Source organism: Myroides sp. C6-3 (genome assembly GCF_050522425.1).
In the GTDB taxonomy this organism is placed as follows: domain Bacteria; phylum Bacteroidota; class Bacteroidia; order Flavobacteriales; family Flavobacteriaceae; genus Flavobacterium.
Genome location: NZ_JBMVQP010000053.1, coordinates 1 through 12,486, shown reverse-complemented (window position 1 = coordinate 12,486; position 12,486 = coordinate 1). Strand labels below are relative to the sequence as shown.

Sequence of the window (12,486 nt, the reverse complement as noted above, 5' to 3'; positions counted from 1 at the left end):
GTCCGTAGGGGAATCGAACCCCTGTTACCAGGATGAAAACCTGGCGTCCTAACCCCTAGACGAACGGACCAAAATGCGTTAGCTTCCAAAGAACTTGTAGTCCGTAGGGGAATCGAACCCCTGTTACCAGGATGAAAACCTGGCGTCCTAACCCCTAGACGAACGGACCATTTTGTTTATCTAACGCGGATGCAAAAGTACAATATATTTTCAAACCCGCAAGAGAAAAAACAAAAAAATTTATTTCTAATAGGCTTTTGCAAACAAGACTCTTCCTTTAGAAGGCGCCCCCGTTAACACACAAACCCCATTCTCTTCTTTCCTATCAATTGGAATACAGCGAATTGTAGCTTTAGTTAAGTCTTTAATCTTTTCTTCCGTCTCTATTGTACCATCCCAATGCGCAGAAATAAATCCACCTTTATTTTCTAACAAATCTTTAAACTCCTCGAAAGAATTCGCTTCGGTGATGTGAGAATCTCTATATGTCTTCGCTTTGTCGAATAAATTCGTTTGAATTTCATCTAACATCTCCTGTACATAACGAACGATATTGTCTTTTTCAACAATTTCCTTTGTAAATGTATCGCGACGAGCCACTTCAAATGTACCGTTTTCTAGGTCTTTTGGACCAATTGCGATACGCAAAGGCACTCCTTTTAACTCATATTCGTTGAATTTCCATCCTGGCTTGAACGTGGTACGATCGTCAAACTTAAACGAAATATTTATTTTTTTAAATTGATCTGTTACTTTTTTTACCTCTTGGCGAATTTCCTCCAATTGTTCATCTGTTCTGTGAATAGGAACAATCACCACTTGGATTGGCGCTAAATTAGGTGGTAAAACCAAGCCATTATCATCTGAGTGTGTCATGATTAATGCTCCCATTAATCGTGTACTTACCCCCCATGAGGTTGCCCATACGTATTCTTGTTTTCCTTCTTGGCTTGTAAACTTCACGTCAAAAGCTTTGGCAAAATTTTGTCCTAAAAAGTGAGAAGTACCCGCTTGTAGGGCCTTACCGTCTTGCATTAACGCTTCAATACAATACGTTTCAATTGCTCCTGCAAAACGCTCATTTTCTGTTTTGAATCCCTTTACCACAGGAATAGCCATAAAGTTTTCCGCAAAATCAGCATACACGTCTAGCATTTGTTCTGCTTCTGCAATTGCTTCTTGCTTTGTTGCATGCGCTGTATGTCCTTCTTGCCATAAAAACTCCGCTGTTCTCAAGAACAAACGCGTTCTCATCTCCCAACGAACCACATTAGCCCATTGATTAACTAAAATAGGCAGGTCGCGGTAAGATTCAATCCACTTTCTATACGTATCCCAAATAATAGTCTCTGATGTTGGTCGAACAATCAACTCCTCTTCTAACTTAGCCTCTGGATCTACCTCAATCGTTTTTCCGTCTTCTGCCGTTTTCAAACGATAATGCGTTACAACAGCACATTCTTTTGCAAATCCATCCACGTGACTTGCTTCTTTACTAAAATAAGATTTGGGGATGAATAAGGGGAAATACGCGTTTTGATGTCCAGTTTCTTTGAACTTCTTGTCTAACTCTGCTTGCATCTTCTCCCAAATCGCATAGCCATATGGCTTGATAACCATACATCCTCGAACTCCCGAATTTTCGGCCAAATCAGCTTTTACAACAAGCTCATTGTACCATTTCGAATAGTCCTCACTTCTCTTAGTAATATTCTTGCTCATTTTTAATATATTAGCAGTTAAGTTGTTTAACTCTTAATTAACTATAATAATTCCACAAAAGTAACTAAATTTGTTTTTAACAACAATTAAAATCCCATCGAAAATGACTACAATTCTTCAAAAAACAATAAACCTGAGAAGAATCAGCCTTTTCTTACTTCTAGGAGGATTCGCTATTTCCTGTGGCTCATATCACAATGCCTCTTACAATCAAGATGGTATTTATGGTCAACGCACACAGACAGACCCTTATACGGCTAATGACTCTGGTACTTATTATGAAAACTATTTTGCATCTCTGAATCAAGACATGCAGTACTTTACTGATGTAAATACCTATAGCTCACCCGTAAACGACAGTATTTTAAACAATCAACCGAATCGCGCTGTTAGTTATGGTTCATGGGGTACGGAACCTACCAGCATACAAATCAACTATTATAACAATCCTTACAGACCGTATTGGGGGTATGGATATTATGATCCTTTCTACGATCCGTACTACTACGGCGGTGGTTGGGGTTGGAGTTTTGGTTTCGGCTGGGGCTGGGGTGGTTATTACCGTCCTTGGCATAACCACTACTATGGAGGCTATCCATATTATGGCGGAGGCTACCACTATCCATACTATTCTAGCCCACGTTATGCGTACTATGCCAACGGATCGAGATCTTCCTACAATGGAACCTACTCTAGATCTTCCTACAATACGACTAGTTCAAGAAATCCGAATTACTACTCGAGATCGAATGGAACAAATACTAACTCGTATTCCAATAGCTACTACTCGAGATCAAATAGTCAAGGAACTAGACCGACATCTAGTAACAACTACTATTCTCGTAGCAACTCAAGTAATAGCTACGACAGAGGTTCTTACAACAGCAGTCGACCAAGTTCTTCGAATAATACGTACAGCCGATCTAACTCGTCTAGTAACTACAACAGAGGAAATTCATCGAGTAACTACAGCCGTTCAAACTCATCTAGTAACTACAACAGAGGAAATTCATCGAGTAATTACAGCCGATCTAATTCATCGAGTAATTACAGCCGCTCGAGCTCATCGGGAAATTATAGCCGCTCGAGCTCGTCTGGAAGTTCTAGAAGCAGCTATAGTGGTGGAGGCGGAAGCAGTAGAAGTAGCAGCAGTTCTCGCAGTAGATAATTTCTCTAATTTTTTGAAAACACATGATGTATATAAATAAATTTATTTTTGGATTTGGAGCATCTCTCCTTACTTTAGGGGTTTATGCACAGGAAAACAATCCACTTGATATCTCAAGATATTCAGAGTCTGACATGAATGGGACCGCTCGATTCCGAGGGATGAGCGGTGCTTTCGGAGCAGTCGGAGGTGATCTATCAGCCTTGAAAATAAACCCTGCGGGTGGGGCCATCTTCAACTACAACCAAGCTTCTTTCAGCATGTCTTACCTCAACAAAAGCAACAAGACAACCTATATGAACAATAGGGAGTCCAAAAGCTATAGTGGACTTGACATCGGACAAGTGGGCGCGATCTTCGTTTTTAATTCAGATGATCCTACCGCTACAATGAAGAAATTCACTGTTGGTTTCAACTATGAAGGAAGTAATAACCTATACAACGATTATCGCGTTTTAGGTACAGGACAAACCAATTCACTAGGAGAATACTTTTACCAAATCGCTTCAAATAATCGAATACCACATGCGGTTTTGAGCAATGACCCTAATATCGAATATGGCTATATGAATGCGGGTGACATCGCAGGTTTTGATGGACAACAAACCTACTTAGGTTATAGAGCGTTTTTAATCAACCCTGATGATAATGGTAACGGTCAATACACGCGAAACTACGGAGGCCCAACCAATGCCTATACACAAGGAAAATACGTTAGCTCAAGTGGTTATAACAGTAAATTCTCAGGAAACTTTTCAGCTCAACTAGGTGATCGCCTTTTTGTAGGGGGTAATTTAAATCTTCACCTGTTCGACTATTCACAGACTTCTCATGCGGTAGAGTACAATCACAATACCTTAGAGAAAGATATGATTCGAAGCATTGAGTTTTCAAACTACCTCTACACCTATGGTACGGGATTCTCGTTTAACTTAGGTGTTATTGGGCAAGTTACCGATCAATTGAGAGCTGGTATTTCATACGAATCTCCCACTTGGTACAATTTAAATGACGAATTGACACAAGGGATTCAAGCGACGAACTTCGATAATAAGGATAACTTTACCTATCCTCAAGTAGTTAATATCTATGATCGATACAAGCTGCAAACTCCTGCAAAATATACAGGAAGTTTAGCTTATGTATTTGATCAAAAAGGATTGATCAGTGTGGATTATGGAATTAGAGACCACAGCAATACTAAGTTTAGACCTAAAAATGATCCTGCCTATAGTCAGTTGAATCAATTTTACGATACTGAAATGAAAGCGGCAAGCGAGTTGCGTATCGGAGCGGAGTATCGCATCAAACAAGTAAGCTTGAGAGCGGGATATCGATATGAAGAAAGTCCTTACAAAACAATCAAATACACGGGTGACTTAAACAGTTTCTCCGCTGGTATTGGATTCGAATTCGGTAACTCTAGATTAGATTTATCCTATACCCATTCCGCTCGTGATTATAAAACAAGTGTCTTGGATATGAAAGTAAATAATCTGTATGACAATGCGACTTGGAAAATGAAAGAAAACTGGATTAGTTTATCGTACAACATCAATTTCTAATTCAATTAGAATCTTAAATACTATTAATCTCTTTAAGGATAAACTCTTAAAGAGATTTTTTTATTGTATTTTCGCACCACAATTTAGAAATCAAAAAATCAAGCTAATGAAAGCCTTTTTTAAACTTTTTGCAAGTGTATGTTTATTGGCAACTTCAATAGGTTTTGCACAAGAAACAACAACTACACCTTTGCGTTACACAGCCTCAAACAAAGGTAAATTTTATGTATACTGGGGAGGAAATAGAGGATACTTTACCAATTCAGACATTCGCTTTAGAGGGGAAGGATACGACTTTACGATCAAGGATGTAAAAGCAGATGACAAGCCCAAAGGATGGCATGTGGATTATATCAATCCAGGTCGTATGACGATTCCTCAAACTAACTTGAGAATTGGGTACTTTATTACAGACAAGTACAATATTTCGATTGGAGTAGATCACATGAAATATGTAATGCGTCAAAATCAAACGGTAAATTACTCGGGAGAATATTACGGTGAAGGTAGTTACGGAGAGCAAGTTGCAGGACACCCGGATCAAGTAAAACTAACCGAAGAATTCCTAAAATTTGAACACACCGATGGATTAAACTACTTGAATGTAGAAATAAACCGCGTGGATGATATCTCTAAATTATTCAATATCTACAACACGGATAAAATTCAGGTAAACGTTACAGAAGGTCTTGGTTTTGGAATCATCTATCCTAAAACGAACACTACACTTCTAGGTAAAGAACGCTACGATGAATTTCACGTTTCTGGATTAGGTTTTTCTGCTAAGGCGGGGCTCAACGTAACCTTCTTTAAACATTTCTTTGTTCAGGCAGAGTTAAAAGGTGGTTTCATTGATATGTACGATGTTCGTACTACGGCTAGTAAAAAAGACAAAGCTTTCCACAATTTCTGGTTTGGTGAAACAGTGATTGCTTTTGGAGGAATTTTCAAACTGTAAATACACTCCTTATATACGCTATAAAAGTGACTGCTCTTTCGAGTCAGTCACTTTTTTTATTCCCTTTCTTTTCTCTTTTTTAAAACGGAATCAATTTAGATAACCGCAACACTTCTTATAATTCTCAAAAAGCTTCTTCGCTATATAGAAAAAAAATGTACTTTTGCAGTCCAATTTTTTTCAAACAAATGAGAACTAAATCTTTAAAAAAGAACAAGATAAACGTTGTAACCCTAGGGTGTTCTAAAAATCTTTACGACAGTGAGGTATTAATGGGACAATTAAAGGCTAGCGGTAAAGACGTGACACACGAAGCGACAAACGACGAAGCTAATATTATTGTGATCAACACCTGTGGTTTTATCAACAATGCAAAAGCAGAATCTGTAAATACGATACTAGAATACGTAGATAAAAAGGAACAGGGTTTTGTAGACAAAGTATTCGTAACAGGATGTTTATCGGAACGTTACAAACCAGATTTAGAAGCAGAGATTCCCAATGTGGATCAATATTTCGGTACAACAGACTTGCCTCTTCTTTTAAAAGCGTTGGGAGCAGATTACCGTCATGAGCTTTTAGGAGAGCGTTTAACAACGACACCTAAAAATTATGCGTATTTAAAAATTGCTGAAGGATGCGACCGTCCTTGTAGCTTCTGCGCTATTCCAATTATGCGTGGAAAACACATTTCTCAACCCATTGAAAAATTGGTAAAGGAAGCAGAAAGTTTAGCTAAAAATGGCGTAAAAGAGTTAATCTTGATCGCTCAAGATCTAACCTACTACGGATTAGATTTATACAAAAAGAGAAATTTAGCTGAGCTTCTTGAAAACTTAACTAAAGTTGAAGGAATCGAATGGATTCGCTTACACTATGCATTTCCAACAGGTTTCCCTATGGATGTATTAGAATTGATGAAACGCGAACCTAAAATTTGTAATTATATTGATATTCCTCTACAACATATTTCAGACAATATTCTGAAATCAATGCGTCGCGGTACTACACAAGCTAAGACAACAAAATTGTTGAATGACTTTAGAGCTGCAGTACCTGGAATGGCAATTCGCACCACCTTAATCGTTGGATATCCTGGTGAAACAGAAGAAGATTTCCAAATATTGAAAGATTGGGTACAAGAAATGCGTTTCGAGCGTTTGGGTTGTTTTACCTATTCTCATGAGGAAAACACACATGCATACTCATTAGAAGACGATGTTCCACAAGAGGTGAAACAAGCTCGTGCAAATGAGATCATGGAAATTCAAGCTCAGATTTCTTGGGAATTAAATCAAGAAAAAATTGGAAACACCTACCGTTGTATTATCGACAGAAAAGAAGGAAATCACTTCATCGGTCGTTCAGAATTTGACAGTCCAGATGTTGACAACGAAGTTTTAATTGATGCCACTAAGCACTACCTAAAAATCGGAGAATTCGCCAATATCACCATTGATGAGGCAACTGAATTCGATTTATACGGAAGTCCTGCAAACTAATATAAAAAAGAGCCATTTCTACTTGAGATGACTCTTTTTTTTTTGATGAAGATCTACGTTATAGCTCATTTTTAAGAACTGCTTAAACTGCACAAAGCACAAACCTCACACAAAAACGACTTGGGGGTTGCACAAAATAGTTTTAAGTTTAGGAAAAATATACGATTATGATCAAACATACTATTTCTCTTCTAACCCTAGCTTTGACTTCAGTAGCCTGGGGACAACCTAACGTTCACTTTACTTCAACCCCTTCTTTAAGTCCAGATGGACAAATGGCATACTTCAGTTTTGATGGAGACCTTTGGCAGGTTCCCACTACAGGGGGCGAAGCCTTACGACTTACCGCATTACCAGGGAATGAAACAACCCCTAGGGTATCACCAGATGGCAAATGGCTTGCTTTTACTTCTGATCAATACGGAAACAAAGATGTTTTTGTCATGCCTCTTACTGGTGGACCTATTCAACAACTAACCTTTCACCAAGCTGCTGATGAAATGGAGAGCTGGGGTTGGGATAGTGAAACACTGTATTTTACTGGAAATGCATACAACAATTATGCCTCTTTTAAAATGAGCAGAAAAGGAGGTACACCTACTCCTCTATTTACGAACTATTTTAATAATACCAATGGACTTGTAGAGACTCCCACTGGGGAATATTTATTTACCAATTCAACAGAAAGTGCCAATCAAGTAACACGCAAACGTTATAAGGGAGAAAATAACCCAGACATTTTAGGTTACAATCCCAAAGATAAAAGCTTTAAACAATATACTGATTACAACGGAAAAGACTTTAATCCGACTGTAGACCAACAAGGTACTATTTATTTTATTTCAGACGAAAATAATGGTCATTACAATCTTTATACTTTTAAAAATGGAAAGAAAATAGCGCTAACAGAATTTACCTCCTCCATAAAAAAGCCCTATGTATCTGCTGATGGAAGCAAAGTAATCTTTGAAAAAGACTATCAATTATTTGTGTACGACACCAAACAGAATGAAGTCCGCCCAATTGACGTTAAGCTTACAACCAATCCCGTCCTAGCAAAAGAACAAACGTTTACTGTAGCCGATGCTATTAGCTTTTTTGATATTTCACCTGACGGTAAAAAAATAGCTTTCATCAGTAGAGGAATGATCTTTGTTTCGGATATAGAAGGAAAATACATTCAACCCATAACAGATGGTAAAGAACGGGCGATGGAGGTCAAATGGTTGAAAGACAATGAAACCCTAGTTTTTAGTCAGACATACCAAGGATATCAAAATTGGTTTACCGCTTCTGCTAATGGCAAAGGAGGCATCAAACAATGGACAACTGATACTCGAAATAACCGAGATTTGACCTTGAATGCGGATCTAACCCAAGGAGTCTACACGAGCGGACGTGATGAAATTCGCCTGTTGGATTTACAGACTTTTACCTCTACAACGATTGTCAAGGATGAAATATGGGCCTTTCAGAGTACTCCCCCTTCTTTTTCTCCTGATGGGGCTTATATTCTTTTTACAGCAAAACGCAATTTCGAAGATGATATTTTCATCCATAACATCAAGAAAAATGAAACGCTTAATCTAACAAATACGGGGGTTTCAGAAACGAACCCGGTATGGTCTCCTTCTGGGAAATATATCTACTTTACGAGTGACCGTATCAACCCTTCTTACCCTATGGGTATGCAAAACGCAAGTATTTACCGCCTTGCTTTAGATTGGTATGCAGATCCATTCAAGTCGGATCAATTTGATCAATTATTTACGGTTCAAAAAGAAGAAACGAAAGACACTAAAAAAGCGAAGGTAACAAAGACTACTCCTGCTCTAGCTACTCCTGTTGTAAAAATAAACACCCAAGATGTATTAGATCGCATTGAATTAGTCAGTGATCTATTTGGCAATCAAACTACACCAGCCGTCTTTCAAGATGACAAAAAAGAGTATGTGTATTACTCTTCCAACCAAGAGAATGGAAAATATACCTTGTATCGCAAGATATATGAGAAATTTGAAGAAGCGAAAACAGAAAAGGTATTTGACAAAAGTGTTCGATTAATCCAACAACAAGGCAAAACATTATATGCACTAAGTGGCAACAACCTTTATAAATTCGCATTGGAAAAGGGAACACCTGAAAAGATCAATATCAAGTATTCCTTTACGAAAAACCTAGCCGATGAGTTCCAACAAATGTTTGAGGAAACTTGGGCAGGTGTTGAAGAAAACTTTTACGATGAAACCTTTCATGGTCTAGATTGGAAAGAAACGAAAACGTACTTTGCTTCTTTTGTTCCGCATTTAAACAACAGAAATGACCTCCGCATTTTACTCAACGACATGCTAGGAGAACTCGGATCATCGCATTTGGGTTTTACCTCAAATGGAGAGGAAGAGAAAACGAGACTAGATTACAATACTGTGGAAACAGGAATTGTATTTGCTGCGAGTAATCCGTATACCGTAGAGCGAATAATCCGTAAATCACCTGCTGCAACTAAAGATATTGACCTGCAAAAAGGCGATATGCTAACCCATGTGAATCGTCAAAAGATTGATCCAAAACAAAATAGAGATGCCTATTTTACCTTTGCTCCTACACAGGAGGAAATAGAATTAACATTTTTGCGTGGGACTAAAGAATTTACTCTAAAACTACATCCAATCACTTTTTCAACCCAAAAAGGATTGCTTTACGACGAATGGATCTATCAAAACAAGCAACGCGTTAACGAATGGAGTAACAATAGAATAGCCTATAGCTATATGAAGAACATGGGATCTTCTGAATTAGATTCTTTCTTATTGGATATGGTGGAGCAAGAGCATCACAAAGAAGGAGTAATCTTGGATCTTCGCTTTAATACAGGTGGAAACGTACACGATAAAGTACTAAATTTCTTAGCACAACGCCCCTATCTACAGTGGAAATACAGAGAAGGAAAACTAACCATGCAAAGTAATTTTAGTCCGAGTGGTAAACCTATTGTCTTGTTGATCAATGAATTTTCACTCAGCGATGCAGAAATGACTGCTGCTGGATTTAAGGCTTTAAAATTGGGAAAAATCATAGGACAAGAAACCTATCGTTGGATTATTTTCACTTCTGGCAAATCTTTAGTTGATGGGTCATTCTATCGTCTACCCTCTTGGGGCACCTATACGTTAGAAGGAGATAATTTAGAAAAAACAGGAGTGGCACCAGATATTTATGTCAAAAACTCTTTCATGGATCGCTTACAAGAAAAAGATCCACAGCTAGAGCGAGCCGTACAAGAAATTCTAAATGATTTACCCTAGTCACTCCTTAAAAAAAAGAGAACTTTTTGATTTAAAAGTTCTCTTTTTTCGTCTTTTTTCACTACATTAAGCCTATCGATAGGTAAACTTGAAGAAGCTTACTTTACATTTTTTCACACTACCATAATGTGGAGATAATGTATATTCCGTATAATTTCTTCACTTTTACAACCATTAAATTTTATGTTGACTATGAATATTAGAACACCCTTTCTATCCTTACTCTGTACAGTAATCACTACAACAACCATCGCCCAATCATCAAAACCTTTGCGCATAGGTCATCGAGGGGCAATGGGACATCTTACAGAAAATACGGTTGAATCTGTGATCAAAGCCATCGATTTACAATGTGATATGATTGAAATTGATGTTTTCAAAGTAAAAAGTGGTGAGCTTGTGGTGTTTCACGATCAATCACTGGATCGAATCACCAATGCAAAAGGCGATATCGAAAGTTATACCTTAGATGAATTAGAAGATGTGCTAGTTGATGGAAAATACAAAATACCAACACTAGAGGAAGTTATTGATGTAATCGATAAAAAAGCAAAACTCAATATTGAATTAAAAGGAAGTAATACAGCTGCAGACACCTATACTATTATTCAAAATTTTGTAAAACGCGGTTGGACCTATGACGATTTCATTCTCTCTAGCTTTAACTGGGAGGAGCTAAAAATTGCCTATGACTTAGATCCTGCCTTGCCTTTAGCTGTTTTAACGGAGGAAAAGCCAGAAGATGCAATTGAATTTGCATTGAGCATCCAAGCCAAAGCCATTAATCCGTACCACAAACTCCTCAACGAAGAGAATACGGCTTTAATCAGAAAAGAAAAATTAAAAATATATCCTTGGACGGTCAATAACCCTAAAGATATTAAACGCATGAAAAAACTAAAAGTAGATGGTATCATCACCAACTACCCTGAACGAATTTAAGTTATTTGCTTTATAAGGTCAGTTATGTCAAGACATAACTGACCTTTTAGTATGATATAGTTATCATTTTATACGGATACTCCTATTCCTTATAAAATCTATTATATGCGACTCAGATGTACGAAATTTAATAAGGCGAGTTCTGATAGGTAGTTACCAACGTTCTTATTCTTTGATACTAATTTCTCTATAGTGGTATTGATATTCATTAAAGAAAGGCCAGTACTTGCCCTTTTTAGGGTAATACACGATAGCAATTGTTTTAACAGGTAAGTTACTACTGTTATATGTATGAATAAAAGTCCATATTCCATATTTATCTTCCACCTTGGTTAAGTTGTTTTTCTGAACATAGTTGGTCATAAAAAGGCTTACTAAGGGCTCATTAAATGATATATCCCAATAGTTTGGTTGTGAACTAAAAGGATATTTTTTAGTGTCGTAAGTATAAGTTGTTACAACCGAATTATTGTCTATTGTTTTTATTTGGTTATTACTATATTCAAATAGATATACGTCAGGAGTAATATCCTTATCAGTAGATGTCTTTGTTAATCTGTTGGGTAGCTTACTTTTGTTGTATTCATAAGCATAGTATGTTAGGGTTGAGTCTTTAGTAAACCAATCATCTTCTGTCAATAGTTGCAGTAAGTTGTCTTTGTATGTAAGGCTGGCTGTACCTTTGTTTTCAAATTCTTCGTTTCTTACTATACTTACAATTGTTTCTTTGTTGTCGCGTTGTATGTCAATCCAAAATTCGCCATCTTCCTTTTTAGTTTTAATATAAATGAGATTACCTTGTTTATTGTACTTAAATATTTGTGTCTCAGACTCAACGTATTGCGCTGTCTTAGTATTAAAATCTTCTATTTTTTGTGGTTTAGAATCCAAATAGATTTTTATGCTTATCGAATCTAACACTTTAATCTTTTGTGTTTGCTGCGCTTCAACTTTCTGCATAGCAAACACAACTACAAATAAGTAAATTATTCTTTTCATGGCTTTTATAGTTTATGCTATTATTTAAATTTTACGATTTCTTATTATTTCCAAATCTTCCTCCGTAAGCTAAGTCTGCTATCTTTTTTTGATCGGATCAAGAGCTAACTTTAGCTGTTAAAAGTAGTTCTTCACGCCTTTTCTTCCTTCGCTCATCTTGGCGTTGTTGCGTGCTATTCGAGCGTTATAGGCTGATACTAAAAAGCTCAACTTCCGCTGAGCCTTTAGTTACCACATTCCATGCTCCATACGCATCTCTTCGATTATCTCCGGATAATCACGATAACCAAAATAGTTATGCTGCTTCAAATAAATGAGTAATTCG

The 12,486-nt window shown here is 37.2% G+C and carries 8 protein-coding genes and 1 tRNA gene; 6 read left to right on the top strand and 3 right to left on the bottom strand.

Going from position 1 to position 12,486, the window contains the following annotated elements:
- Nucleotides 1–97: 97 nt before the first annotated feature.
- Both ACPDG9_RS15280 and proS read right to left on the bottom strand, forming a co-directional pair.
- Nucleotides 98–169, bottom strand: a tRNA-Glu gene (locus tag ACPDG9_RS15280).
- A gap of 77 nt (nt 170–246) precedes the next feature.
- Nucleotides 247–1,722, bottom strand: a complete 1,476-nt coding sequence (gene proS, locus ACPDG9_RS15275) for a proline--tRNA ligase (protein WP_430528583.1) — start codon at nt 1,720–1,722, stop codon at nt 247–249.
- Nucleotides 1,723–1,825: 103 nt separating this feature from the next.
- Between proS and ACPDG9_RS15270 the strand changes: the two genes are divergently transcribed.
- From ACPDG9_RS15270 to ACPDG9_RS15245, 6 genes are all read left to right on the top strand, one after another.
- Entirely contained in the window at nt 1,826–2,890 is a 1,065-nt protein-coding gene (locus ACPDG9_RS15270; protein WP_430528582.1) for a hypothetical protein, read from the top strand.
- A 23-nt stretch (nt 2,891–2,913) separates the two neighbouring features.
- A complete protein-coding gene (locus ACPDG9_RS15265) occupies nt 2,914–4,455 on the top strand; it encodes an OmpP1/FadL family transporter (RefSeq protein WP_430528581.1) in 1,542 nt (513 codons plus the stop codon).
- A gap of 106 nt (nt 4,456–4,561) precedes the next feature.
- On the top strand, nt 4,562–5,413 hold the full coding sequence (locus ACPDG9_RS15260) for a hypothetical protein (protein ID WP_430528580.1): 852 nt from the start codon (nt 4,562–4,564) through the stop codon (nt 5,411–5,413).
- A gap of 188 nt (nt 5,414–5,601) precedes the next feature.
- Nucleotides 5,602–6,915 carry a 30S ribosomal protein S12 methylthiotransferase RimO gene (gene rimO / locus ACPDG9_RS15255; RefSeq protein WP_430528579.1) on the top strand — a complete coding sequence of 438 codons (1,314 nt, stop codon included), beginning with the start codon at nt 5,602–5,604 and terminating at the stop codon, nt 6,913–6,915.
- 167 nt (nt 6,916–7,082) lie between these two features.
- On the top strand, nt 7,083–10,220 hold the full coding sequence (locus tag ACPDG9_RS15250) for a S41 family peptidase (protein ID WP_430528578.1): 3,138 nt from the start codon (nt 7,083–7,085) through the stop codon (nt 10,218–10,220).
- 192 nt (nt 10,221–10,412) lie between these two features.
- Nucleotides 10,413–11,162, top strand: a complete 750-nt coding sequence (locus ACPDG9_RS15245) for a glycerophosphodiester phosphodiesterase (protein ID WP_430528577.1) — start codon at nt 10,413–10,415, stop codon at nt 11,160–11,162.
- 165 nt (nt 11,163–11,327) lie between these two features.
- Here the strand turns inward: ACPDG9_RS15245 and ACPDG9_RS15240 are convergent, their stop codons facing one another.
- Nucleotides 11,328–12,161, bottom strand: a complete 834-nt coding sequence (locus ACPDG9_RS15240) for a hypothetical protein (RefSeq protein WP_430528576.1) — start codon at nt 12,159–12,161, stop codon at nt 11,328–11,330.
- Nucleotides 12,162–12,486 lie beyond the last annotated feature (325 nt).

Coding starts and splice junctions, on each gene's coding strand:
- ACPDG9_RS15265 (WP_430528581.1), top strand. CDS start 2,914: ATGATGTATATAAATAAATTTATTTTTGGATTTGGAGCATCTCTCCTT.
- ACPDG9_RS15260 (WP_430528580.1), top strand. CDS start 4,562: ATGAAAGCCTTTTTTAAACTTTTTGCAAGTGTATGTTTATTGGCAACT.
- ACPDG9_RS15240 (WP_430528576.1), bottom strand. CDS start 12,161: ATGAAAAGAATAATTTACTTATTTGTAGTTGTGTTTGCTATGCAGAAA.
- proS (WP_430528583.1), bottom strand. CDS start 1,722: ATGAGCAAGAATATTACTAAGAGAAGTGAGGACTATTCGAAATGGTAC.
- rimO (WP_430528579.1), top strand. CDS start 5,602: ATGAGAACTAAATCTTTAAAAAAGAACAAGATAAACGTTGTAACCCTA.
- ACPDG9_RS15270 (WP_430528582.1), top strand. CDS start 1,826: ATGACTACAATTCTTCAAAAAACAATAAACCTGAGAAGAATCAGCCTT.
- ACPDG9_RS15245 (WP_430528577.1), top strand. CDS start 10,413: ATGAATATTAGAACACCCTTTCTATCCTTACTCTGTACAGTAATCACT.
- ACPDG9_RS15250 (WP_430528578.1), top strand. CDS start 7,083: ATGATCAAACATACTATTTCTCTTCTAACCCTAGCTTTGACTTCAGTA.